Origin of the sequence: Bacillus sp. ok061 (assembly GCF_900108285.1) — a bacterium.
Taxonomy (GTDB): Bacteria; Bacillota; Bacilli; order Bacillales; family Bacillaceae_G; genus Bacillus_A; species Bacillus_A thuringiensis_S.
This window is the reverse complement of sequence record NZ_FNUW01000034.1, coordinates 31,706-53,432: the sequence shown is the minus strand read 5'-3', so window position 1 is coordinate 53,432 and position 21,727 is coordinate 31,706. Positions and strand designations below refer to the sequence as shown.

Genomic DNA, 21,727 nt, shown 5'->3' with positions numbered 1-21,727 from the left:
CCAGTAGGTCCAGAAGGTCCTGGGGGTCCACCAGAAGGTCCTGTCGCTCCGGTTATTCCGGTAGGTCCAGTAGGTCCAGTAGGTCCAGAAGGTCCACCAGAAGGTCCTGTTGCTCCAGTTATTCCGGTAGGTCCCGTAGGCCCTGGAGGTCCACCAGAAGGCCCAGTTGCTCCGGTTATTCCGGTAGGTCCAGTAGGTCCTGGAGGTCCACCAGAAGGCCCAGTTGCTCCGGTTATTCCGGTAGGTCCAGTAGGCCCAGTTATTCCAGTAGGCCCTATTTGAGGTAAAGGAAAGGGTATGTGACAACAATGCTTTTTAAATTTACTCATTTTTACACCTCCCTTATAAATTAACTATCAATTTATATTTATACTTTAACAACTTATGAGTAAACAGACACACTGGTGTAAGGAAAAAACCTATGAAAATTACATAATAGGTTTTAAGAGCAAGCCTCTATTTCACATTGCATACCAAAAAGAGCACCATATATAAGTGCTCTTCTGACCAAGAATCTTAATGTAAAAGAGTACATGGTATCATATGTAATTTTTTCATTGGGTAAAGTATTTGAACAAAAATGCTATTTGGCACAACAAAGCAGCTAGCTGAAGTAGCTAACTGCTCTGTCGTACAATTTTAGAAGTACAACTATTATAAACAAATATCAAAATAATATGCATGAAAGAAAACTAAACAAAAATTTCATTTTGTAGAAATAAAAAAGGCGATTGTCGCCAAATCGCCTTTTGATAAAACAGAGCACTTTCAAACATAAGGTATTCGGTGTTTAATGATATGTGCAAATAAAAGAGCAGCTAGCAAAAGCTAACTGCTCTCCGAAAAAAACGTTTAGAAGGAAGTTCAGAATACAAGTGTATTTATAGTATGGACAAAGCTTATGGAATTATTCAAGGAGGAATGGATATGAGGAAGGTTAAAGAGTTTACAGGAAAAGTCGGTGCGGAATTTATGAGTTTTCTTCTTGAAGACGATACATTGCACAGTGCCTATTATTCGCATGTTGAGGTTGTTATGGATAATGGCAAGAAAAAGATGTTGTGCATTAAGGATGACGCTGGATTAAAAGGCATAGCTGAAGGTCAAACAAGGGCAGAGGCTATTAAGAAAGTGAAAAATTTCCTAAAGAGACAGGAAGAAAAACAAAAAGCAGTTAGCAAAAGCTAACTGCCTGGCCCCAATATTAAAAAATGATGCTAAGTGTAAGGTTGATTCGTGACGAATGGAGCCTATGTCTATTATTAACGAAACACTAAATTTTATTCAAGGAGGAACGGATATGAAATACTTTGAGTTTAATAAGCATGAATATTATGCGTTAATTGCAGTGGATGGAGATGCAGATAAAGCAATTGAAGTATATGTAGAAAATGTTGCAGGTGATAGTGTAGAACAAGTTAAAGAAGAAGGAATTCCTTCAGAAATCGCTAGAGAACAAGCTCTTGAGATATTTATAAACACACTAAATGCAATATGTTCAATTGAGAAAAAACATAAATGGGAAGAAGAATTTAATGAATATAAAGATGCTCCGATTATAATTGACGGTTCATTAATGTAAAAGAGCAGCTAGCAAAAGCTAACTGCTCACCCAAGAAAAACAGAGGAAAGATAACCATGTGTCTATAGTATTTACGGAATATTGAGTTTTATTTAGGGAGTGGAGAGGAATGAGTAATTTTAGTTTGATACTATTTGATCTTGATCTGCAACATCAGCATCGAATGTGTTTGTTGCACTAACGCCGTTAAACGTATTAGCAATAAATGAAACATTGGATGCACCTGAACCGTTATAAGATTTTGTGTTTTCCTTTGGAGAAACGTTATAAAAATCACCTAAGTTGAAAGAACCGTTACTGGTTTGTACGACAAGGTTTCCAAGAATAGCTGGCATAGTTTTCACCTACTTTTTAGGAAGTATTTAAATTAGTATATGGTGTATGTGTCTAGAGGTTCATTTAAGTTTGAAAATTTAAAGATATAGTTGATGCCAATTTAATAAAATAATTCTTTGAAAGGAAGGAGGATCTAATACTATGAAACCCGTAAAAGCGAAATGTGAAGTATGTGAGCACGTGTTTCGTGTCCAGATGCTCACAGCACGAATATCAAACCGCGTGGACAAGCACTATTTCATTTGTCCAAGTTGTAAAACGGAATTTGTAAGTTATTATTCGAACCGTGAAATGAGACAGCTGCAGAAAGAAATTTCGAAATTATACAACGGTTTCCGTAAATGTTATACAAAGGACCAGGCAAAAGTGATTCAGGCAAAAATCGATAAAAAAGATTTAGAGTTTAAGTGGCTACGAGATAAATTACGAACGGAAATTGAAAATAATTTACCAAATTAAAGGGGGATGAAGTTATATGGATATACCTAAACAATTGATGATTGGTAGTGTACCGTACGATGTGGAAGTCGTAAAAGGATGGCTTGAAGAAAGAGAAAACGGAGAAGTAAGAATTGCTGAAGTAACGTATCACGAACAACAAATCAAGATTTCGGACAATGTAGCGAAACATGATCGGCAAATGAAAAACGTACTTCATGAAGCCATCCACGCAATGCTTTATGAATATGGACTTGATCGTTTAAATAAAGAAGCAAACGTAAACGCATTAACTACAGTCTTTTTTGACTTTATTAAAAATAATATTCGTGGAGGTGTCTCCAGCTTTGTAGGCGCTAGTAATTACATCGAGATTAAGCCGGTACTGAAAACAAATGTAGAATTTTATGACTCTAATGCGGAGCCCGCCGATCTAATATAAAAAAAAGAAACAGATGAACTTTCATTTATCAATACCGCAGCAGAACTTGTGGAAGTGGGTGTATCAGCATTAGGCGCTGCAATGGCAAATGCGGAAGTTCGTAAGGCTGTGGATCTAGGTGTTACACATGAACAGATTCAAGAATCAGTTATTAAGATGACCACGGATAAGCAGACTCGTAAACTGCCAATCGTAGAAGTCAATCGTAGCTCGTTTCCTATGGAAGAGATAGCAAAAATCACGAAAAAAGAAGAAACGGATCCGATTCATTGGAAAACAGGTATTAAATATGACGATGAGGGTTCACCGAGATATCGTACACGTTACGAGTGCTGCATGTGCGGGAATCGCGGAAATCAATACGAATATGAAGGAAATAAATTCACGAAATGTCATAAATGTAATGCGAAACTCAAGATAGTACAGGCAACGAAAAATGGATTCCCTGAACGCGATGCATTCGGTAATTTTTACGTAGCTAATGATGAATACAGCATTATTTTGGATGGTGAGTAAAGATGAAGAATATATCTACAAAAAACTTAAGTGAAGAGCTAGAAACACGTGAAGGTGTCACAACAGTGCAAGTAAGTCCCCATGAAAAGATTGAAGTAGCTGGTATTACGGTTGAGGGTCCGGCTGTGATTCTTATTAATAAAGACTAGGAGTGACTGGGTGGAACTTATATACGAATATCCGATTTGGACAACGTGGTTTATCTGCGTAATATTCTTTGGTTTAGCTAGCGTTATAGAAACTATTAAGAAGTAAGGAAAAGGAGATGGAAGATATGAGAGCGGTAATTAAAACGGTTGACGGTTCTGTACACACTGTAGAGGAAGCCGATTTTATTTTTGAAGGATACAAAAAGCTAGAAGGGGAGTTATTTGCGGAAGGAAATGCGATAGATACTTACGATGATAACGGTCGTATTACGGGAATTGTGAATATGCAGCATGTTTCTGCGATCAAGTTCGAATATGAGAAAGATAAGGGAGCTGAAGGGAAATGAAATCAACAGGTATTATTCGTAACATTGATTCATTAGGACGAATTGTGGTTCCAATGGAATTACGCCGTACATTAGGTATCCAGGTAAAGGATCCGATGGAGATTTTCGTAGATGGTGAATCTATTATTCTACAAAAATATAACCCTAATAACTCTTGCCAAATTACAGGAGAGGTTTCAGAAGAAAATATTGAACTAGCTGGCGGGAAACTCGTACTGAGTCCAGAGGGGATTGACCAAGTGTTAGCGGAAATTGAAGCATATTTGAAGGGGCGATAAGATGAGCGAACCTAATAAACAATATACAAATATCGAGCTGGAAATGATTTTGGATAACTTTGTAAAGGCGTTACCGATGCAAATGCGTATGCAGCGTGAGATGTCTAAAGTATATAAGGCGCGTTTTGATGCACTTGTTTCGGAAGGTTTTACGGAGCAACAAGCACTGGAAATCGTAAAATCACGTGGTATAGAGTGAAAGGTTCGGAAGCCATCTTACGAGCGATGCACCAGGCAGGAGGAGAAATCCCAGCTACGCAGTTGGATACGTGGCTGGGACAACTCTCTCAGTTAGGTCTACTGGAGCAAGTCACAAAAGATGATAAGCATGTTTACTATTACCGACTTACGGATACCGCAAGACAGTTTTTAGCAAAGAAGGGTGTGGAGTAAAGGTGAAAATACATGTATGGACCTTAGTAATGAATTTGTTTGAAATAGGAAAAAAATACAAGATTATCATTTTAGATGAGGATAATGGACAGGTTGTATATAAATGCACAGTCAAGGCAAAGGACGGCGGTAATTTACTAATTGATGTTTATGAGACAGATGGGGAAGAAGATTACGGAGAAACGTGGATAAAATGGCGCTGGATGCTTGAGGTGGAACAGCTGGATGGGAATGTAAGAACACTGGAGGTTCCTAAATAATGAAAAAAGAAACACCGATTAAAACGTTAAAAGTTAACGGGGAGAAAATTATGTGTGACTGCCCTGTATTACACGAACCGTCAGCAGCTACGTTTATACCGAGAAAAGGCATTTTCCAAAAACAGGACCACACTTGGTACATCGATTTCATCACATATGCTCGTAAGGATTTCTTTGATTCTTTAGAAAATCGTGAGTCTGTCTTAATAGAAATTACAGAGGAAAACGGCAATACACGTCAGGGACGTGCCGTATTTACATGTATTGATTCTACTTTGGATGAGCCAATTGTATATCGAATGGAAGGTATGACGGAATTAGAACCTGTAAAAACTCAACCGATTCCAGAGGTACCTGAGTTCCATATGAAAGATCTTCACGGTAAACAAGTCACGCTTTACTACAGTTCTGATACTTCTACTACAGGTGATTATATGGTTGAGACACTTATGGCGTTAGAGAATGCAGGTAGTAATAAAGTGGGAATATATGTTCTTAGTAGCAATGTAAAGGAGAAACACAAGTGAATTATATAGATCGTATCACGGAATTAGCCCCACAAGTACCGGCGGACGTTTTAGAAGATGTGATGAACCGGATTAAGGATTGGATCGTAAGTGGCGGGAAAGAAGATGACCCGTATATTGAACAACAACTGAGATTCGTGGAACGTGTGGCCGCAAGGAGTAAGGAACATGACGTCTGAAGAAATCCGTAACTTACAAATCGATGGAATAGATGTTCCGTTTTACGATGGATATGTGACGGTACAAGAAGGAGTTGTTACGGGTAAGCTCACATGGAGTCTCCATGTTGTGGATTATGGGGTAAGTGAATTTGTGGCCACGAACCAGTTACGTGACGTGAATATCGAGACAGAGCAGAGCAATGTATATGCTGGAGAAGGACTGATTACGAAAGTGACTGAGGAACAGTTTCGCTTAGCTGGAAAGTCGGTGCTACGTGGGTATGAGACAACAGCGGCGTGGCACGTGTTTCGAGATTCGGAGAGTCACAGCTGTTAACACGAGAATAAAAATATATAAAAGAAAAGTTTTTAGGAGGGGGTCTAATACACTACAGTACTTAAAAAAGAAAAACAAAATAAAAAAGAACCCCCCCTTAAAAAAATATACCTTATATATATAATATAAATATAAAACTAATAATTATATATTATATATAGTATTGTTTATTAATAGTTATATAGTATGTAATACTATTAATGGTTTAAGGTTTTCGTTTTAGGGGTTTGATTTTCTGAGTCAGGAGGTTCGGAGATGACCAGAATTGATGGCTATGTTTCGAAGAAGACAATACAACTATGGCTGGAGAATTACGAATCACTAGCTGTAGGTGATCGGTTCCCTGATGCACCGCCTAGCTTTACTGGACCTGGTGCACTGGATGGGAAAGGTGATGGACGGTTGAATAAGATTGTGCTGGATCAGGCGATTAAACAATTACCGAAGAACATGAAATATATAGTGCTTGCTCGGTATGTGTACAAGATTCCTAGAAGGAATACGTTACGGACTATGAATATTACTGCGAAAGTATATTACACACGCTGTAGACAAGCCGTGGATTTATTACACATGAGTATTAACGGTGACATGGTTGGCATAAGAAGTTTAATAAAAAAGTTGTACGAGGCTTGACAAGATGTGGTCATAGTAGGTACAATTTATGTTAGGATGGTGAAGTTGTGTCCTACTCCAGTACTAAATAATACGCATAGCCATGAGGCCCGTCATTGGGGTATCATGGCTATTTTTATGTCCGTTGGATTGGACTGGTTGTGGGATATATAGTAGGTAGAAACTAAGGTGACTACTGTAGTAGTTATCTAACTGTCGGCAACACGAAAGGTGAAACCGATGGGTGTTTTTATCAGCCGAGCTCGCTGAGAGAGAAGGGTCTTTGAAACTCAGGGGGTCATAATCATTCATATCGGTTTCATAACTTAAAAGGTTTTGACAACGTTTTGACGATGTGATAGTATCAATGTATCAAACGGTGTCATAACTTAGATTCATTAGTTAGCGCCGAAATGGAGCTGATACGAATGAAATACGGATACGCAAGGGTAAGTACAGTTCATCAGGACTTAGAAGCACAGATTCAAATGCTAGAGAAGGAAAGTTGCGATACAATTTATTCAGAGAAGTTCACCGGTACTAAAGCTGATCGGCCTAAGTTTAAGGAATTGCTATTGAAGCTGGAGTCAGGTGATACGTTGGTAGTTACTAAGCTGGATCGCTTCGCACGTTCAACTGTCGATGCGATACATACTGTACGAGAACTATTTGAAAAAGGTGTAAAGGTTCACGTGCTAAACATGGGGCTGATAGAGGATACACCGACAGGACGTTTAGTATTCAATGTCATGAGTGCGTTCGCTGAATTTGAACGTGACATGATTGTTGAACGAACGCAAGAAGGTAAAGCTATCGCTAAACAACGTGCAGACTTCAGAGAAGGTAGACCGAATAAATATAGTAAAAAGCAAATTGAACACGCATTAGGCTTACTAGATAAGCATTCATATACGCAAGTAGAAGAAATGACTGGAATTAGTAAAAGTACACTAATACGAGCAAAAAAGAAAAAAGAGTCGGAAAAATAATTTCGGCTTTTTCTTTTTGTTCGAGAAAATATTCAATCCCCCCGGGGGAGGTCAAATCTGGTAAGGGGCTGGCAGGCGTTCGTAACGTTCCGCCAGATTTTTTAAACTCGGGGGGCTACACAAAATATACGAATTTCAAGGCAATCGATACTAAATCGGTTGCCTTTTTCTATTTCACGAAGAAAGGGGAGCGAAATGATGGCGAAGTTAGACGAGTTAAAACAGAAACTTACAGCTAAACAAATTCAAGCGGCGTACCTGCTTGTAGAAAACGAGTTGATGGAATCGAACAACGAGGAAAAAAGGACTCAGGACGAAATGGCCAACGAGTTAGGCATAAATCGGACAACGCTTTGGGAGTGGCGAACTAAGAACCAGGACTTCATCGCATTCAAGAGTGAAGTGGCCGATAGTTTTCTAGCAGAGAAGCGCGAGCAGGTGTACAGCAAGTTAATGCAGTTAATTTTAGGACCACAACCGAGTGTAAAAGCTATGCAATTGTATATGCAGCGATTCGGTTTACTGACTGATAAGAAAGTAATCGAGGGTGATCTAGGAAATGCGACCCGTACAAATGCGGAAATTGAAGAGCAGCTTCAGAAATTAAAAAAATTGACAGGCGAGTAAAAGGAGGGCGGGCTACATGGCGTATATAGACGGTAAATGGTTAGCCCGTCAAGAACGTCAGGAACGTATCAATCTTGTAGCAGAAAGAGCGAAGAAATTACAAGAGTTGTACGAAACTGGTGAGGCTACAGAATATTACATGGATACACTACTTGCTGACATCGATGAGTTAGAAAAGTTAAAAAGGGTGCATCGTGGAGAACATGACATGCTGTACTTCATGTATGAGTATTTCTCTGAAGAAGGAAATCCAGGGAATCCAGATAACTTAATCCCTGCCGGAGTAACGATGGATGATGCTGCAGAGTTTCACCAAACGTTATGTGAGCTATTAGATGACATCACAACGGGTAGGGAGAAAAAGAAAAAAGTAGCATGGAGTGTAGGACGTGGTCACGCGAAAACTGCTTATCTGAGTAACGGTTATTTGTGTCATCAAGTCGTGTATCGATTAAAGCAGTACATTGTTTTGATATCCGAGACCTCCGATGTAGCCGGTGACTTTATATCCTGGGCACGTGATCAGTTAAAGTATAACGAAAAATTACGCGAGGATTTCGGAATCTTACTTCATGAGCAAAAAAGCCGAAATGAAGTAGATAACGACAAAGAATTTGTGACTTTAACAAACACGAAAGTCGAAGCAAAAGGTATAGGGACACAGGTACGTGGTTTACGTCACGGTTCAAAAAGGGTTCAGCTCTACATTTTGGATGATTTGGAGAGTAAAGAAAATACCGCGACGGTTGACTTGATTGCCAAAAACAAACGCTGGTTCAAGGAAGAATTGCTTCCAGGTTTAAGTCGTCAAGAAGGTGCCTGTATCTATATGGGTACCATCGTTTGTTACGACAGTTTATTGCATCACGTGATTAAAAACCGTCGTGATTTCGTATCGAGATCATTTCCGGCAATCCTGAAATGGTCAGAGCGAGAAGATTTATGGCAAAAATGGCGTGAGATTCGTCAGGTAGATGAAGAGGGCGCTTCTGATAAAGCTCGTGAATTTTACGAACAAAACAAAGAAGAAATGCTTCGGGGAACAAAAACGTTATGGCCATCACATTTCCCTTACATTGATTTGATGGAAATTAGGGAAGATGACGGAACAAAAGCGTTTAACCAGGAGTATTTATGTAACCCGACTGACGAGGAAAGACAGATATTTAAACCAAAATATTTCACGTACTGTACTGAAGATGATTTAAAAGATAAAAAACTTCTGTATTACGGTGCGGTTGATTTCGCGATGGGTAAAGAAAAAGGTGACTATAGTGTAGTAGTCACACTTGCGAAAAACGTTGAAACAGGAACTTGTTACGTTATCGATATTTTTATGGAGCGTGTGCATCCAAATACGTTGTTAGAAAAGGCTGTAGAATACACGCTAGAATATCAATACGAAGCAATTGCGGTAGAGGCACAACAAGCACAGGAGTGGTTTGCTGAGAAAGTTGGGGAAGCGTTGCAGAAGAAAGGGTATCCGTCATCGACTCGCTTAAAACAAATTAAGCAACGTACGCGAAAGGCATTACGTATTGAGTCATTATTACCAGATATACAGAGCGGTAAATTACGTTTTATGAAACATTTACGTGCTTTATTGGAGCAATTTGAAATGTATCCGATGCATCCGCATGATGATGGTCCGGATGCAGTTCAAATGGCTTTTTCTATTGCATATAAACGTGCAAGACGTAAAGCGGGAACTACAGGAAATTCAAGATATTGAGAAAGGAGGGGCTTGAATGAGAGTACAGGGTGATCGTAATTTTATGAATCCGGTGGAAATTGTAATGCCAGTTCGTACCGCGCTTGGTGATTCTGAGTGGGCACGAATGATGGCCGAGGTTCGTTTGTATGAGCGTTATGAAGGAGACTTAAACGTATGGTCTGATTATAAAAAACCAGACAATCTCGACTACGAACCTACGAAAATACAACTTGATTATCCTCAAAAAATTGTAAACATGATTGCAGCGTGGCAATTTGAAAAAGAACCGAAAGTCACAGTTCCTCCGGATGTGATAGACGATCCAGCTCTTATGATTCAATCAGGATATGAGCCTAGTGAAGAGCAACAACGCGAAAACAGTAGGGCGAAGGCAAAGGAACGGTTATTAACATGGGTTTGGGATGACAACCGAATGCATGAGAAGTTATTAGCAGCAGCGAAAGACCGTGCTATTTCAAAAACTGGTGTGTATGCCCGTCTTCACTACGATAAACGTCGTGGTGAATTTAAGGTTATTTGGCATCCATCGACGGAAGTTATTGCGAAGTATAGCGACTGGGATATAGATCAGCTGGAAGAAATTCATTTTATCGCATGGCTTGACGAGGAACAAACGAAAATGTGGAAGTTATCGTATTACTTAGTTTGGCGTAAAGAAACTGGTGAGTACGACTGTGAAATTGAAGAGGCGATATACAACGGTGACTTAGAAAAACAAGAGGATAGGGTTGAGCGTTCATCAATGGGTATTGATTTTATTCCTGTAGTACCAGTACCGACTGAAAAACTAAGTAAACGTACTACGGGTTATAGTGAACTTGAAAAAACAATAAAGTTGTCTGAGGAAATTGATAAAAAAATGTCTGATTACTCGGATGCATTACGTTTTGAAATGTTTGCTATTACCTTGCTGACGAACGTAGATGAGGATCCGAAGAATCCACTTCAAGTAGCACCAGGTGCGAAATGGGATTTAGGTGACGGCGCTGAAGATGCAGGTGAACCAAGCGCTAAAAAGCTGGAAAGTGGATTCCGATTTAAAGAAACCATTGAAGCGTATCTGGACCGATTGCAAAAACGCCTACATGAAAAAGCAGAAGTACCAATGGTGAATACGGCTGATATGAATACAGGTGGTATAAATGACATGGCCGTGCAGCTTTTATTCAGTAATATCATTTCAAAAACACAACGCTCATGGGTTATATGGCAATCACGCCTCCAAACCTTAAATGAGTATATTTTGCGTTATATGAAAGCAAGAAAGGATGATCCAAAATTCAAATACGATAAAGCGATGTTAGCAAAAGTAGATAACTTTTATGCTAGCAAGATTATTTTCGGTTTACCGTTACCACAAGACCAAAAAGCACTTATCGAACAGTTGGGGGATGAAATTTCTAACGAAATCGAATCAATTAAAGGTGCGATTACGAGAAGTGGTAAAGAAAATGCGGAACAGAAATTCATGGAGATTATGCAAGAACGAATGTTGAAACGACAGTCTCAGGATCCGTATAACGAAAAGTAATACTTGCCTTACGAAATGGCGCTATAAACTTTCGGAAATTATAGCCGACAGGCTCAAAATGGAGGATTTGCAAATGGAATACGCAAAACAAGCTACAGCATTAAAATTTTTTGTAGAACAAGTACAAAAAACACCTAATTTCCCACTTCGATTAGACTTACAGTTTTTCTCTGATGGTGGTAATCCTGAGGATAATCCTGAAAACAACCCTGGTGATCCTATTAATCTACCTAAATCACAAGAAGAATTAGATGAACTTGTAAAGAAACGCTTAGAACGTGAACGTAAAAAGTCAGCTGAAAAATACGGCGACTACGATGACGTTAAAGCAAAATTAGCAGAATACGAAAAAGCTGAAGAAGAGCGTAAAAAGAAAGAAATGACGGAAATCGAACGTTTGCAGGCTGAAAAAGAAGAAGCAGACAAAAAGGCACTAGAAGCTTCCGAAGCAGCACAAAAAGCGCAGGAAAAAGCAAATGCTCGTATTTTGAACACTGAAATTAAGAGTATTGCACGTGCTTTAGATGCGAATGATCCAGGTGACGTATTGGCGCTTTTAGATAAGTCGACTATTCAACTGGATGAGAGTGGTAATTATCAAGGAGTTGAAGAGGCTGTTACTGCGTTAAAAGAAAGTAAACCTTGGATGTTCAAGAAAGTTGTGGGGGCAGATGCAGCTGGTGGCGCGAATCCAGGAACAAATCTGAGAGCGAATGAAATTCTTGCTTTAGAAAAAGAGTTGGAAGAAGCGAAAACAAAAGCGTTAAAAGATTCAAAGTATGCGGGCGAGGTAACACGTATTTATAACAAGTTGTTAGAAGCAAAATCGAAGAAATAACGGATCGTTGATTAAAAGTCAGCGGTTTTTTAATTTAAAAAATTTGAGGGGGCTACAAATATGCCAGTACCAACTACGTACGAATTTCAACAACAAGTAAGACAAATGCAAGCGAATGTGGATTTAATTCTCACGAAAGCACCTGTTCTTTTCGGGTTAATTGGTGTAGGGGACACTTTAACACAAACTAAATTTGAATGGCAGAACGACTATTTAAACTCTGATACAGGTATTGTAAAAACTGCCGCAGCTGTTGGGGATACGGACCTAGTTTTAGAAAAAGGCGAGGCTCGTAAATTCACTGAAAATGCTCTAGTACAAAACGGCTTAGAAGTGCTACGTGTAGTAAGTGTCGATGAAAACGCCGATAAAATCACTGTGCAACGTGGTTACGATAGTACGAAAGCGGAGGCAATTACAGCTGGTGGTGAATTAAAAGTCATCGCAAGACCGAGACCAGAAGGTGAAGATGCTTTCCGTAAGAATGAGATCAATGACCGTTTAGTGTCATATAACTTCTCACAAATCTTTTCAAGATACGCATCTGTTTCACGTACACAACAACAAGTGAACACATACGGCGTATCAAACGAATTAGATTATCAAGTAAATCTGCGTTTACAAGAGATGATTCGTGAAGCGAACACGTCTTTAATTTATGGCCGTAGAAATAGCGGTTCTCCGACACAACCGCGTACTACAGGTGGTTTATTTGCATTTACAGGTATTGAAGGTTCTCATAAGCAAGATTTTAAAGGGAACGAAATCGCGGCTAAACCACTGAATGACGCTGTAGAGCAAGTGTTTACGCGAGGCGGTTCAGCAAACACAATTTTATGTGGACCAAATATCGCGCGACAAATTACAAAGCTTGGTGGGGATACAATTCGTACTACACGCCAAGATACCGCAGCAGGTTACCAAATCTTATCATTTGTTTCCGACTTACCTGGTGGAGCGATTTCTAGTGTTGTAGTTGATTTAAATATGCCTAAAGATCGTGCGTTACTTCTTGATACAGAAAAAGTAAAGGCACGTTACTTAACTCCAATTTATGATCAAGATGCTACACCAAATGGTGCTGACTACTTCTCTCGTGTCATTCGTGGGGAATTTGGATTTGAAGTTAAGAATGCGAAAGAGTCTATCGCTGTTCTTGAAAATATCTCTAAAACAATGGCTTAAAAGGTAGCGTGTATGCTACCTTTTTTGTATTTTGAAAGGAGTTTTATGCATGTCTATTTCTGAAAATCAAGCACAACGTTTAAACAGATCGATGCCGATTGCGAAAGACACATCACTTGGCAATATTATTAAAGGTCTTGAAGAAAAAGTAGCTCTAATACCCAAAAAGGTTGATAAACAACCAGATAGTACAGCGACTGACGTAGCGGGTGTAGTGAAAGACTTAAATGCACTTATTGCAAAATTAAAAGCTGCAGGAATCATGATACCTTAACAAAATACAGTGACGGAGGTGACGCCAAATGAAGGTGTCGGAAAGGCTGGAGAGTCGGTTAGCAAAAGTTCCAAAAGTAACTCCGGAAGACATTGGAAATTGGCTAGCTGAAGCCGAAGCTGAGTCAGAGTTAACTGAAAAAGTAAATGCAAATGCTATTTTTTATCTTGCGCTATCATTTGCCTATGAATCGATTGCAGCAGACGCAGCACGTTATTTTTCGTATACGGATGGTGAGGAGTCAGTTGATAAATCGATGGTCTTTGCTAACTATAAGAAATTATCAGCAGATGCGCTTAAAAAATATAGAAAATATAGACGTGGAAAAGGTACTCACCAAACATTTGCCAAACGGGCAGATGGGAGATGATTACATGAGCGATTCTCAACAAGAGATGGATGCGGCGCTCGATACCATTTCCGAAGAATTTAAAGAGGAGCATGAAAAACAAGTTTCTGATACTGTAAAGGCCATTATCCTAATACGTTTGTTTTTAGTTGATTTATTGAATGACTATCAAAAGGATGGAATCGTGAAGCGTAGTAGATTAAATGCGTTATTACGAGACCTTACTTTATACGAAAAAGAATTCCGTAAACAAGCAGAGCGGTCATTCCATACATTGATTGAAAACACGTCGAAATGGACCACATCAAAATTATCAGAAGCAGGTTTGGACGTGAAATCTATAACTGCAGTAAATAAGCAAATTATTCAAGGGGTTATAAAAAGACCTGGTGAAGATGGCTTAGTTCTGTCTGATCGTGTATGGAATTTATCTGGAGATATGAGAGATCGATTAAGTAGTGTCATTCGTCCATCTGTATTAAGGGGCGAGAGCATTACAATGATTTCTCAAAAGATAAAGGAAGTACACGACAATGAGAGATGGAAGGTTGAGCGCGTAGCAATTTCTGAGAGTACTAACACATACCGAGCAGCTACTATACAGAATGGGTTAGAAAGTGAAATTGTGGCAGGTTATCAAATTATTGATAATGGTCACCGTCACAGATATCATTCAAAGCACATGTGTTACAAGCTAGCCAGACGCGATGCGTATGGTTTAGGAGCTGGGAAGTATCCGAAAAATATTCCGGAAAGTCTTATGAATCAATTAATAAGCCCACATCCACAATGTTCGTCACGGCTGAACTACTTAATAAGCGAGGAGGTGTAGCAATTGCTTACTGAAGATGATATTAAAGAGATTCGCGAAAATCGTGAAATGATTGAGCAGGGACGTAGAGAACCGGTGATTTTATACATTAAAGGGGTTTCTGAAAAGGATCAAATTACAGGAGAAGAAATCCAAGGTGACCCCCGAAAAGAAACTGTTCAATTAGTTTGGAAGAAATTCACGTCAGTGGAAAAGACGAAGTTCGCTGATCTTGATGTTAAAAAAGGAGAGGCGCTTGTTACATTTCCTCTTAATGTGGACTTAGAGAACATTGAAAAAATTGAACGTAAAGGTGTTTTTTACGTTATCGAACTTATCGATGAACGAGGGCTTGGTGGCGTAAACCGTCGTGAGGTCATTGTAAAGAGGGTGATTTGATGAGAATCAGAGTTGTTGTTAAAGGAAAATCAAATGTGTTAAAAGCACATAATCCCAATAGATACAAAACACCAATTGAGCAAACGGTAGAAAAACATACACGCTTACAAGCTAATCAAGCCTCTAATCGAGCACCGATATTACACGGTCCTTTATCTGAAAGTATTCCTGCAAGTGTAAAGATGGTAGTCGGTGCGAGAATTATTGGTACGTATGGATCTCCTCTTATTTACGCGGCGGTACAAGAATTTACGCACAAAACAAAAAAAGGTTTTATGCGTAAAACAGCTTTTGAAGGTGAGCAACCATTTGTTGAGGATATAAACAAAACTGTTCAACGTGTAGCGAAGGGGCATTAATTATGTTGAATGATGTAATGTATTCATTAAAAAAATTGCTGGATGTTTTTGCGCCTACTACATGGATATACGATGGTGTTTCTGTATCAGGAAAAGACAAACCCTTCATTACCATTGAGGATTTGTCTGGAACAATTAGCAGGTATTCAAAGGAGAATTTCTCACGTAATCATCTGATACAAGTAGGTGTGTATGCAGATAAAATTTTTGATAAGAACGATTTGCAAGATAGAATAATTAACCGATTCGAAAAGGGTTCAATTGACTTGTACGATACAAGTAAAAAGAATCCAGAACGAATCGGTTTTTTTAATGCAAAAGTAAAGGATTTTGAACCACTGTCTCAAAAAGACGTTGAGATTTTAACAGCGAAACATTTGAGTTTTATTACTATAACAATCAGAAATTAGAGGGGGACTAAAAATGGCAGAAGTGAAAAAAAGTAATGCACCTGAGTTTAAAGGTGCCGAAACGCTTTACTTGATTGACATTCCGCAACCTGATGGGAAAACTACAAAAACAGTTCGATTTTTTAACCAAACGTCAGGTTCACGGTCAATTGAGGCTGGAGAAATCGAGTTGAAAACGAAAGATAAGAGTGGATCTGATTACGGTGACGTAACACAATCCGCTAGTATTGAAGGGATTTGTACTGAAGGTGACGAGGGACTTGATTATGTAGAAGAAGCAATTCTTAATAAAGTTTTAGTAAGAATTCATGAAGTTAACCTACGTAGTGCAACCGCTTCTGAGTTTAAAGTTAAATCAGGAACATACATGTTGAATAGTTTGGAACTTTCTCATGAAAATGAGGAGTACTCAAAGTATTCTATCGGCTTAAAATTAAATGGAAAGATTTCTAAAGGGACGCTTAATAAAGTACCTAATGGCGCGCCAACTGGTGACGTAGCTACACCAGGAACTGAATAAGGATGTTTTGAGGAGGATGAGAGATGGAATCTATAACAGAAATAATTGCTGATTTTGAAAAAAGAATTAACGATCTACAAAGAGATAATGAAGGTTTAATTCAAACGTTAAATTGTGTTTCAGCAAGTGTAGAAGGATTAAGTCGAAAGGTTAATATGTTAGAAAAGGGATTAGCAACGAAAGCGGATATAACTCATGTTCAATCAATCGATAAACAATCTGAAATAATTAAGAAGATTAACGATAGTAAATCGGTAGGAATGGATTGTAAAGTTAGGGTTTCATTAGATGGAAGAGTTGTAGCGAAATCTATTGTCGAACATACGGCTGATTCAATTCAAGGTCGTGTAATTAAAGGGAGTGAGCTAAATGAAACTAGATAAACAAGAACAAGCGGTTGCAATTGGTACTTTCATTTCGATGTTGGGACAAGATCTTGTGAATGAACGCATCGATAAACAAAAATTAGAAAGGGTACTTCCTATCTTTAATGAAATGCAAGATAATACAACACCAAAGCAAAAGAGAGAAGCCATGATTAGCTTATTGGATAAGACTATTAACGAATTTACGGAAAATAAATAACAGGAATTTGGATGAGCGTTCATATAGACGCTTTTTTATTTTGAAAAAAATAATTGGAGGTAATTATTATGGCTGAAAAATCATATACGCGTTTCGTAATTAATGGTAAAGAACAAGAACTGAAATTTTGTTTACAAGCACTGAGGTTATTAGATGAAAACGGTGGACCGATGCAATTCGTTTCTCAAACTATGCAAGGCGGAATTACTAATTTCACAGATGTGGTCTATTATGCACTGATTCATACAAATGAGGGAATCACGTATGAAGCTGTACAGAAAGAGATTGAAAATATGTTTAATGCAGAAAAACTAGACCTTGATGAAATTCTAAAGTACAACAAAGCAGTTGTGCTAAATAGTTTTTTCTTCCAGAAGACAGTGAAGAAACTTCTAGGGACAATGACAGCGGAACAACAGAAATCGTTCGAGAACCTGTACGCATAAATATTGATGAATTGCAAGGTGAGTGTTTTCGTTTTTTTTATATGACCACCTTGCAATCTTGGCGTATTAGTCTCAAGGAATATCACCTTATGTTGAACGGATATAAGGAACAACTACTTGATAAGTACGAGTTTGCAAGTGTACAAGCTTTGTTTAATCGAAATGCTCAAAGTGACAAAATCAAGTCATTAGCAGATATATATACACGTCCAGAAAGTGTTCGTGATATTGAAAAACAAGCAAATGAACGGAAGGAAGTAGTTGAAAAAATTCAAAGGAACGAATCGTTCTTTGATCAAATAGAATCGATGATTAGAAGTCAAATACAAGAAGAGGAAGGGTAGGTGAGGTGAATGAGCCAGAACAAGGTAGAAACTCAGGTGATTGCGGATATATCCAATTTAATAAGTAGCCTTGGACAAGCTACACAAGCATGGAATACATTTTTTCAGCAGATTAGTAGACCACCTCCTATCCCACCGACTCCACAACCGCCGTCACCTCCACCATTACCGCCAGCGCCACCAGCACCACCGCCTCCTGATTATTCAGGGTGGCGTGCTAGATTTCAAGAAGTAGGTAATCAAGCAATTGAAATGGGTCGACGTGTACAGCAAACAGGGCAAACAATGCAAAATGCATTTGGTCCGGCAGCTGCAGCGTCGGCTTTTGCTTTAGGGAGTATGATTCAAAAGTCACGAGAATTTGAATCACAAACTCGTAAAGCGGCAGTTTTAACTGCAGGCGACTATGGTCAAGTAAAGAAAGCGATTCTTGATATGGCAAAGAATTCTGTGTATTCAACAGGGCAGGTAGCAGCGGCTTTTGCTGAAATGGGTGCGAAAGGTTTCGATTCGGCTCAAGCAACGTCCGCATTACCTGGTGTGTTGAGTGCAGCGGCTGCGTCAGGCGAAGACCTGGGAATGGTTGCTGATACGATTACGTCAGCTTTAAACTCATTTGGTATGGAGGCAAGTCAAAGTACACATGTTGCTGATGTTTTAGCAACAGCCGCAAACGCAACGGCTGCAGGTGTAGGGGATATGCAATACGCTTTTAAATATGCGGCGGGTCCTGCAGCTCAATTAGGCATATCGATGGAAGAATTAGCGGCTTCTGTTGGTATTATGTCAAATAGCGGTATTAAAGGGGAGACAGCTGGTACAGCATTACGTGCATCTTTACTACGTTTAGTTAAACCGCCAAAAGCAGCGGCGAATGAGTTAAAACGACTTGGCGTATCTATTACGGATCAACAAGGTAATATGAAACCATTGTCTCAAATTATTGGTGAGTTGAAATCAGGAATGGAAGGTATGACAAGTGCACAAAAAGGTGCGGCGTTAGCAACAATATTTGGTACAGAAGCTGTATCAGGTATGATGGCACTTGTAGCAGCAGGACCTGAAAAGATCGATGCTTTAACACAATCTTTAGTGAACTCGGACGGTGCTTCTAAAAAAGCTGCGGACTCCATGCTTGAAGGATGGGCCGGAGCACTGACGAAAATGGAATCCTCTCTTGATGCTGCGGCACGTGCATTTACTGATGCATTAGCTCCTGCATTAATGGCTGTAGCTGGAGTAGTTGAAACCTTGGCAAACGCGTTTATGAAATTACCAGCTCCCGTGCAGACGGTGATTGCTTCCGTAGTAGCTTTTACTACGGCTTTTTTAATTATAGCAACGGTAATTGGTATGGTAGCAAATGCTGTAGGTACAACGATGATTCTATTTGGTAAATTAGCTAATTATATAAGTAAAAGTTCAGCTGTAGCTTTTATTGCTAGAAATGCCATGATAGCACTGCGTGCAGCTTTTGTGTTTCTAACAGGACCAATCGGAGCAACGATTGCAATTCTAAGCTTGGTAGGTGTAGCACTAGTTCAACTATACAAACATAATGAGACTTTTCGAAATGCCGTTAATAATGCGTGGCAATCAATAAAAAGTGGGACAGTAGCGGCAGTTGAAGCTATGAAATCTGCTATTGATTCTTTAGGTTCTTATCTTGGGACAATACCGGAAAAATTTTCAGCAATGGGTACAGCAATCGGCGCAGCATTAGAGGCAGGGTTAATTAAAGCGGGTCAAGTGTTTTCTGGTTTTGCAACAGCTGTAGAGATTTCGCTAGCTGTAATAAAATCGAAATTTAGTGAATTTGGTCAGGGGATAAGTGGTGCGTTTAGTTCAGCAATATCAGGACTTGGTTCAGCATTTGCTGGAATTGGATCAGCTCTTTCTCCAGTAATTGATTTTATAAAAATGTCCTTCTCTTCAATAGGGAATACGATAGCTACTTTAACACCATTAATTGTACGTTTAGGCTTATCGTTTTTAGGTGTTTCAGGCCCCGTAGGATGGGTAATCGCTATTGTAGCTTCTTTAGGTGCTACGATATTTAAATTGATAAATACAAATGATCAAGTGAAGTCTGCTTTTATGTCGGCTTGGCAGTCTATACAATCAATTTTTAGTTCTGTGATGTCTGCGATTTTGCCGGTTGTTCAGTCGATAGCTCAAGGGATTACACAAGCATTTGCACCACTTGCTCCTGAATTTGCGAAAACGGGACAAGTTATAGCAGAAAGCTTCGCTACACTTGGACCTGCTCTTTCTGAGCTAGGTACGGCTTTTGGTGAGTTAGGTGCTACAATAGCTAGTTTGTTTAGTGAAGTAGTACAAGCTGTAGTACCGATAGCACTCGACTTATTCCGTTTGTTTGGAGAAACAATCCAAGCCGTAGTACCTTTAGCGTCTGATTTATTTAAACTTTTTGGGCAAGTAATACAAGAAGTAATGCCTATGATTACTGAATTAATTCAGATGTTTGCTGATACGACAATAGAAATTATGCCATTGATAACAGAAGCTATACAACAAGTAGCTCAAATTTTTACTGAGTTAGCATCTACAGTTTTACCGATATTCGCTCAAGCTTTTCAAACGGCATTCCCTATTATTTTACAAGTAATCCAGACGGTGTTTAGTATAGCAGGAATGCTGATTCAAGGATTTGGAGAGGTCCTATCTATCATAGCGACATCAGTAATTCCGATTATTCTCCAGGCGGTACAAGCGGTCTTCCCAGTAATAGCTGGGATTATTGCTGCTGCGATTTCCGTTGCGATTCCGATTATTCAATTATTAGGTCAGGTAATCTCTATCATAGCGACTACGGTTATTCCTTTAATTTTGCAAATAGTCCAGGCGGTTTTCCCGGTGATAGTTTCGATAATTCAAGCGGCGATTCCCGTAGCGACTGCGATACTTGAAGGTCTAGCGACAATAATAAAAGGCGTAGTGATCCCGGCGATTCAATTTATTTTGTCGATTGTTCAGGCAGTTTTTCCAGCTATTATGGGCGTAATAACCTCTGCTATTGGGATAATCACTAACATAATAAAGCTTTTCACTTCAGTTTTAAAAGGAGATTGGAGTGGAGCGTGGAACGCGGTGAAAGGCATTACGTCGAGTGTAATGTCATTAATCGGAAATATCATCCAAGGGGCAATAAATTTAATTTCTGCGGTCGTGACTGGTGGGCTAAATTTAGTGAAATCTATTTTTTCTAGTGTTTTATCAGCGATAGGTTCTCTAGTAAGTTCAATTTTTTCAGGTATAGGTTCAGTCATTTCATCTGTTATGAATGCAGCAGGTAGCATCATTTCCTCAATTTGGAATGCGGCTAAGTCAGCGACATCTAACATCCTAAATTCTATCTATAACACAGTGACTCAAATTTTTGGCAATGTAAAGTCATTCCTAAGCGGAATCGATTTAGGAAGCATAGGAAAAAATATGATGCAGGGGCTTTTAAACGGAATAAGCTCTATGGCTGGGGCTATTTGGGACAAAATTACGGACATCGGAAATGGAATTAAAGATAAAATTTCAGGACTTTTATCGATTCACTCACCGAGTCGTTGGTTCAGGGATTTCATTGGTGTCAATATGATGAAAGGGTGGATTAATGGTATTGATGCAATGAAAGGCGCTGTACAAAGAACAACCGAACAAATGACTGAATGGATGAAACCGGAAGCTTTACAAGTAGAGACTGTATACGGAATGCCAAGAGGACTTGGTGCGTACCAGACAGCTAAACCACAAGCAAGCTCAGGAAATGCGGATTCCGGAACTGCTTCAAATTCTACAGCTAGTGAAAGACAACCTGCGTATATTAATATACAGCTTGGTAGACAAGAGTTTAATAGGTTCGTTGATGATATTACTGGAGAGCAAGAGGCTGTGAAAAAACGGAAAGAAGTATTTTAAAGGAGGGCGGT

Annotated in this window: 32 protein-coding genes and 2 pseudogenes; 32 read left to right on the top strand and 2 right to left on the bottom strand. The window is 39.1% G+C overall.

Going from position 1 to position 21,727, the window contains the following annotated elements:
- A pseudogene (locus tag C4S65_RS35460) lies at positions 1–329 on the bottom strand (collagen-like protein); the annotation flags it as partial.
- 592 nt (positions 330–921) lie between these two features.
- Between C4S65_RS35460 and C4S65_RS29020 the strand changes: the two are divergent.
- Positions 922–1,188: a hypothetical protein gene (locus C4S65_RS29020; protein WP_103945729.1), complete on the top strand. Its 267-nt coding sequence runs from the start codon at positions 922–924 to the stop codon at positions 1,186–1,188.
- A 112-nt stretch (positions 1,189–1,300) separates the two neighbouring features.
- Positions 1,301–1,582, top strand: coding sequence for a hypothetical protein (locus C4S65_RS29015; protein ID WP_000873134.1), 282 nt, complete (start codon positions 1,301–1,303; stop codon positions 1,580–1,582).
- 119 nt (positions 1,583–1,701) lie between these two features.
- On the opposite strand, the gene C4S65_RS29010 is transcribed toward C4S65_RS29015, so the two are convergent.
- The gene (locus C4S65_RS29010; RefSeq protein WP_001110935.1) at positions 1,702–1,917 is read right to left on the bottom strand and encodes a spore germination protein; all 216 of its coding nucleotides are present in this window, start codon (positions 1,915–1,917) and stop codon (positions 1,702–1,704) included.
- 142 nt (positions 1,918–2,059) lie between these two features.
- On the opposite strand from C4S65_RS29010, the gene C4S65_RS29005 reads away from it, so the two are divergent.
- From C4S65_RS29005 to C4S65_RS28855, 30 genes and pseudogenes are all read left to right on the top strand, one after another.
- Complete coding sequence (locus C4S65_RS29005) at positions 2,060–2,377, top strand: transglycosylase (RefSeq protein WP_103945725.1); 318 nt, start codon at positions 2,060–2,062, stop codon at positions 2,375–2,377.
- A gap of 16 nt (positions 2,378–2,393) precedes the next feature.
- A pseudogene (locus C4S65_RS29000) lies at positions 2,394–3,314 on the top strand (hypothetical protein).
- Positions 3,315–3,316: 2 nt separating this feature from the next.
- Positions 3,317–3,463: a BC1881 family protein gene (locus tag C4S65_RS28995; protein WP_103945724.1), complete on the top strand. Its 147-nt coding sequence runs from the start codon at positions 3,317–3,319 to the stop codon at positions 3,461–3,463.
- A gap of 125 nt (positions 3,464–3,588) precedes the next feature.
- Positions 3,589–3,810, top strand: a complete 222-nt coding sequence (locus tag C4S65_RS28990; RefSeq protein ID WP_078993300.1) for a hypothetical protein — start codon at positions 3,589–3,591, stop codon at positions 3,808–3,810.
- On the top strand, positions 3,807–4,088 hold the full coding sequence (locus C4S65_RS28985) for an AbrB/MazE/SpoVT family DNA-binding domain-containing protein (RefSeq protein ID WP_103945723.1): 282 nt from the start codon (positions 3,807–3,809) through the stop codon (positions 4,086–4,088). Before C4S65_RS28990 ends, C4S65_RS28985 begins: the two co-directional genes overlap by 4 nt.
- Before the next feature lies 1 nt (position 4,089).
- Positions 4,090–4,287: a hypothetical protein gene (locus tag C4S65_RS28980; protein WP_001294615.1), complete on the top strand. Its 198-nt coding sequence runs from the start codon at positions 4,090–4,092 to the stop codon at positions 4,285–4,287.
- A 26-nt stretch (positions 4,288–4,313) separates the two neighbouring features.
- Positions 4,314–4,481: a hypothetical protein gene (locus C4S65_RS34945; protein ID WP_103945728.1), complete on the top strand. Its 168-nt coding sequence runs from the start codon at positions 4,314–4,316 to the stop codon at positions 4,479–4,481.
- Between the two features lie 2 nt (positions 4,482–4,483).
- The gene (locus C4S65_RS28970) at positions 4,484–4,741 is read left to right on the top strand and encodes a hypothetical protein (RefSeq protein WP_258043896.1); all 258 of its coding nucleotides are present in this window, start codon (positions 4,484–4,486) and stop codon (positions 4,739–4,741) included.
- Positions 4,741–5,268: a hypothetical protein gene (locus C4S65_RS28965; protein ID WP_103945722.1), complete on the top strand. Its 528-nt coding sequence runs from the start codon at positions 4,741–4,743 to the stop codon at positions 5,266–5,268. The genes C4S65_RS28970 and C4S65_RS28965 overlap by 1 nt, the downstream gene beginning before the upstream one ends.
- Positions 5,265–5,447, top strand: coding sequence for a DUF6877 family protein (locus C4S65_RS28960; RefSeq protein ID WP_103945721.1), 183 nt, complete (start codon positions 5,265–5,267; stop codon positions 5,445–5,447). Before C4S65_RS28965 ends, C4S65_RS28960 begins: the two co-directional genes overlap by 4 nt.
- On the top strand, positions 5,437–5,766 hold the full coding sequence (locus C4S65_RS28955; RefSeq protein ID WP_103945720.1) for a hypothetical protein: 330 nt from the start codon (positions 5,437–5,439) through the stop codon (positions 5,764–5,766). The genes C4S65_RS28960 and C4S65_RS28955 overlap by 11 nt, the downstream gene beginning before the upstream one ends.
- A gap of 255 nt (positions 5,767–6,021) precedes the next feature.
- Positions 6,022–6,402, top strand: coding sequence for a hypothetical protein (locus C4S65_RS28950; protein ID WP_000196739.1), 381 nt, complete (start codon positions 6,022–6,024; stop codon positions 6,400–6,402).
- Positions 6,403–6,809: 407 nt separating this feature from the next.
- Entirely contained in the window at positions 6,810–7,370 is a 561-nt protein-coding gene (locus tag C4S65_RS28945; protein WP_098902251.1) for a recombinase family protein, read from the top strand.
- Positions 7,371–7,568: 198 nt separating this feature from the next.
- Positions 7,569–7,997, top strand: a complete 429-nt coding sequence (locus tag C4S65_RS28940; RefSeq protein WP_001086032.1) for a phBC6A51 family helix-turn-helix protein — start codon at positions 7,569–7,571, stop codon at positions 7,995–7,997.
- Positions 7,998–8,013: 16 nt separating this feature from the next.
- Positions 8,014–9,729: a phage terminase large subunit gene (gene terL / locus C4S65_RS28935; protein ID WP_103945719.1), complete on the top strand. Its 1,716-nt coding sequence runs from the start codon at positions 8,014–8,016 to the stop codon at positions 9,727–9,729.
- Between the two features lie 16 nt (positions 9,730–9,745).
- On the top strand, positions 9,746–11,263 hold the full coding sequence (locus C4S65_RS28930; RefSeq protein ID WP_103945718.1) for a phage portal protein: 1,518 nt from the start codon (positions 9,746–9,748) through the stop codon (positions 11,261–11,263).
- A gap of 73 nt (positions 11,264–11,336) precedes the next feature.
- The gene (locus tag C4S65_RS28925) at positions 11,337–12,101 is read left to right on the top strand and encodes a phage scaffolding protein (RefSeq protein ID WP_258043895.1); all 765 of its coding nucleotides are present in this window, start codon (positions 11,337–11,339) and stop codon (positions 12,099–12,101) included.
- Between the two features lie 60 nt (positions 12,102–12,161).
- The gene (locus C4S65_RS28920; RefSeq protein WP_103945716.1) at positions 12,162–13,286 is read left to right on the top strand and encodes a DUF5309 family protein; all 1,125 of its coding nucleotides are present in this window, start codon (positions 12,162–12,164) and stop codon (positions 13,284–13,286) included.
- A gap of 49 nt (positions 13,287–13,335) precedes the next feature.
- Positions 13,336–13,560, top strand: coding sequence for a head fiber protein (locus C4S65_RS28915; RefSeq protein ID WP_103945715.1), 225 nt, complete (start codon positions 13,336–13,338; stop codon positions 13,558–13,560).
- 28 nt (positions 13,561–13,588) lie between these two features.
- Positions 13,589–13,930 (top strand): hypothetical protein, encoded by a 342-nt coding sequence (locus C4S65_RS28910; protein WP_061684691.1) that lies wholly within the window; start codon positions 13,589–13,591, stop codon positions 13,928–13,930.
- 4 nt (positions 13,931–13,934) lie between these two features.
- On the top strand, positions 13,935–14,741 hold the full coding sequence (locus tag C4S65_RS28905) for a hypothetical protein (RefSeq protein WP_103945714.1): 807 nt from the start codon (positions 13,935–13,937) through the stop codon (positions 14,739–14,741).
- A gap of 3 nt (positions 14,742–14,744) precedes the next feature.
- Entirely contained in the window at positions 14,745–15,119 is a 375-nt protein-coding gene (locus tag C4S65_RS28900) for a hypothetical protein (protein ID WP_103945713.1), read from the top strand.
- The gene (locus C4S65_RS28895; RefSeq protein WP_025118136.1) at positions 15,119–15,478 is read left to right on the top strand and encodes a hypothetical protein; all 360 of its coding nucleotides are present in this window, start codon (positions 15,119–15,121) and stop codon (positions 15,476–15,478) included. Before C4S65_RS28900 ends, C4S65_RS28895 begins: the two co-directional genes overlap by 1 nt.
- A 2-nt stretch (positions 15,479–15,480) precedes the next feature.
- Complete coding sequence (locus C4S65_RS28890) at positions 15,481–15,888, top strand: hypothetical protein (RefSeq protein WP_103945712.1); 408 nt, start codon at positions 15,481–15,483, stop codon at positions 15,886–15,888.
- 13 nt (positions 15,889–15,901) lie between these two features.
- A complete protein-coding gene (locus C4S65_RS28885) occupies positions 15,902–16,408 on the top strand; it encodes a phage major tail protein, TP901-1 family (RefSeq protein ID WP_086387444.1) in 507 nt (168 codons plus the stop codon).
- A 23-nt stretch (positions 16,409–16,431) separates the two neighbouring features.
- Complete coding sequence (locus tag C4S65_RS28880) at positions 16,432–16,791, top strand: hypothetical protein (RefSeq protein ID WP_103945711.1); 360 nt, start codon at positions 16,432–16,434, stop codon at positions 16,789–16,791.
- Positions 16,778–16,993, top strand: coding sequence for a hypothetical protein (locus tag C4S65_RS28875; protein WP_103945710.1), 216 nt, complete (start codon positions 16,778–16,780; stop codon positions 16,991–16,993). The genes C4S65_RS28880 and C4S65_RS28875 overlap by 14 nt, the downstream gene beginning before the upstream one ends.
- A 68-nt stretch (positions 16,994–17,061) precedes the next feature.
- On the top strand, positions 17,062–17,439 hold the full coding sequence (locus C4S65_RS28870; RefSeq protein ID WP_000818630.1) for a tail assembly chaperone: 378 nt from the start codon (positions 17,062–17,064) through the stop codon (positions 17,437–17,439).
- 89 nt (positions 17,440–17,528) lie between these two features.
- Positions 17,529–17,783, top strand: coding sequence for a hypothetical protein (locus C4S65_RS28865; RefSeq protein ID WP_000931847.1), 255 nt, complete (start codon positions 17,529–17,531; stop codon positions 17,781–17,783).
- 9 nt (positions 17,784–17,792) lie between these two features.
- A complete protein-coding gene (locus C4S65_RS28855) occupies positions 17,793–21,716 on the top strand; it encodes a phage tail tape measure protein (RefSeq protein WP_258043894.1) in 3,924 nt (1,307 codons plus the stop codon).
- Positions 21,717–21,727 lie beyond the last annotated feature (11 nt).

Excerpts from the sequence above, each read along its gene's own strand:
- C4S65_RS28945 (WP_098902251.1), top strand. The coding sequence starts at position 6,810 with ATGAAATACGGATACGCAAGGGTAAGTACAGTTCATCAGGACTTAGAA.
- C4S65_RS28865 (WP_000931847.1), top strand. The coding sequence starts at position 17,529 with ATGTTGAACGGATATAAGGAACAACTACTTGATAAGTACGAGTTTGCA.
- C4S65_RS28915 (WP_103945715.1), top strand. The coding sequence starts at position 13,336 with ATGTCTATTTCTGAAAATCAAGCACAACGTTTAAACAGATCGATGCCG.
- C4S65_RS28880 (WP_103945711.1), top strand. The coding sequence starts at position 16,432 with ATGGAATCTATAACAGAAATAATTGCTGATTTTGAAAAAAGAATTAAC.
- C4S65_RS28905 (WP_103945714.1), top strand. The coding sequence starts at position 13,935 with ATGAGCGATTCTCAACAAGAGATGGATGCGGCGCTCGATACCATTTCC.
- C4S65_RS28855 (WP_258043894.1), top strand. The coding sequence starts at position 17,793 with ATGAGCCAGAACAAGGTAGAAACTCAGGTGATTGCGGATATATCCAAT.
- C4S65_RS29020 (WP_103945729.1), top strand. The coding sequence starts at position 922 with ATGGATATGAGGAAGGTTAAAGAGTTTACAGGAAAAGTCGGTGCGGAA.
- C4S65_RS29015 (WP_000873134.1), top strand. The coding sequence starts at position 1,301 with ATGAAATACTTTGAGTTTAATAAGCATGAATATTATGCGTTAATTGCA.
- C4S65_RS28950 (WP_000196739.1), top strand. The coding sequence starts at position 6,022 with ATGACCAGAATTGATGGCTATGTTTCGAAGAAGACAATACAACTATGG.
- C4S65_RS34945 (WP_103945728.1), top strand. The coding sequence starts at position 4,314 with ATGCACCAGGCAGGAGGAGAAATCCCAGCTACGCAGTTGGATACGTGG.
- C4S65_RS28940 (WP_001086032.1), top strand. The coding sequence starts at position 7,569 with ATGGCGAAGTTAGACGAGTTAAAACAGAAACTTACAGCTAAACAAATT.
- C4S65_RS28895 (WP_025118136.1), top strand. The coding sequence starts at position 15,119 with ATGAGAATCAGAGTTGTTGTTAAAGGAAAATCAAATGTGTTAAAAGCA.
- C4S65_RS28985 (WP_103945723.1), top strand. The coding sequence starts at position 3,807 with ATGAAATCAACAGGTATTATTCGTAACATTGATTCATTAGGACGAATT.
- C4S65_RS28910 (WP_061684691.1), top strand. The coding sequence starts at position 13,589 with ATGAAGGTGTCGGAAAGGCTGGAGAGTCGGTTAGCAAAAGTTCCAAAA.
- C4S65_RS28930 (WP_103945718.1), top strand. The coding sequence starts at position 9,746 with ATGAGAGTACAGGGTGATCGTAATTTTATGAATCCGGTGGAAATTGTA.
- C4S65_RS28925 (WP_258043895.1), top strand. The coding sequence starts at position 11,337 with ATGGAATACGCAAAACAAGCTACAGCATTAAAATTTTTTGTAGAACAA.
- C4S65_RS28995 (WP_103945724.1), top strand. The coding sequence starts at position 3,317 with ATGAAGAATATATCTACAAAAAACTTAAGTGAAGAGCTAGAAACACGT.
- C4S65_RS28920 (WP_103945716.1), top strand. The coding sequence starts at position 12,162 with ATGCCAGTACCAACTACGTACGAATTTCAACAACAAGTAAGACAAATG.
- C4S65_RS28885 (WP_086387444.1), top strand. The coding sequence starts at position 15,902 with ATGGCAGAAGTGAAAAAAAGTAATGCACCTGAGTTTAAAGGTGCCGAA.
- C4S65_RS28875 (WP_103945710.1), top strand. The coding sequence starts at position 16,778 with ATGAAACTAGATAAACAAGAACAAGCGGTTGCAATTGGTACTTTCATT.
- C4S65_RS28955 (WP_103945720.1), top strand. The coding sequence starts at position 5,437 with ATGACGTCTGAAGAAATCCGTAACTTACAAATCGATGGAATAGATGTT.
- C4S65_RS28980 (WP_001294615.1), top strand. The coding sequence starts at position 4,090 with ATGAGCGAACCTAATAAACAATATACAAATATCGAGCTGGAAATGATT.
- C4S65_RS28965 (WP_103945722.1), top strand. The coding sequence starts at position 4,741 with ATGAAAAAAGAAACACCGATTAAAACGTTAAAAGTTAACGGGGAGAAA.
- C4S65_RS28990 (WP_078993300.1), top strand. The coding sequence starts at position 3,589 with ATGAGAGCGGTAATTAAAACGGTTGACGGTTCTGTACACACTGTAGAG.
- C4S65_RS29010 (WP_001110935.1), bottom strand. The coding sequence starts at position 1,917 with ATGCCAGCTATTCTTGGAAACCTTGTCGTACAAACCAGTAACGGTTCT.
- C4S65_RS28890 (WP_103945712.1), top strand. The coding sequence starts at position 15,481 with ATGTTGAATGATGTAATGTATTCATTAAAAAAATTGCTGGATGTTTTT.
- C4S65_RS29005 (WP_103945725.1), top strand. The coding sequence starts at position 2,060 with ATGAAACCCGTAAAAGCGAAATGTGAAGTATGTGAGCACGTGTTTCGT.
- terL (WP_103945719.1), top strand. The coding sequence starts at position 8,014 with ATGGCGTATATAGACGGTAAATGGTTAGCCCGTCAAGAACGTCAGGAA.
- C4S65_RS28870 (WP_000818630.1), top strand. The coding sequence starts at position 17,062 with ATGGCTGAAAAATCATATACGCGTTTCGTAATTAATGGTAAAGAACAA.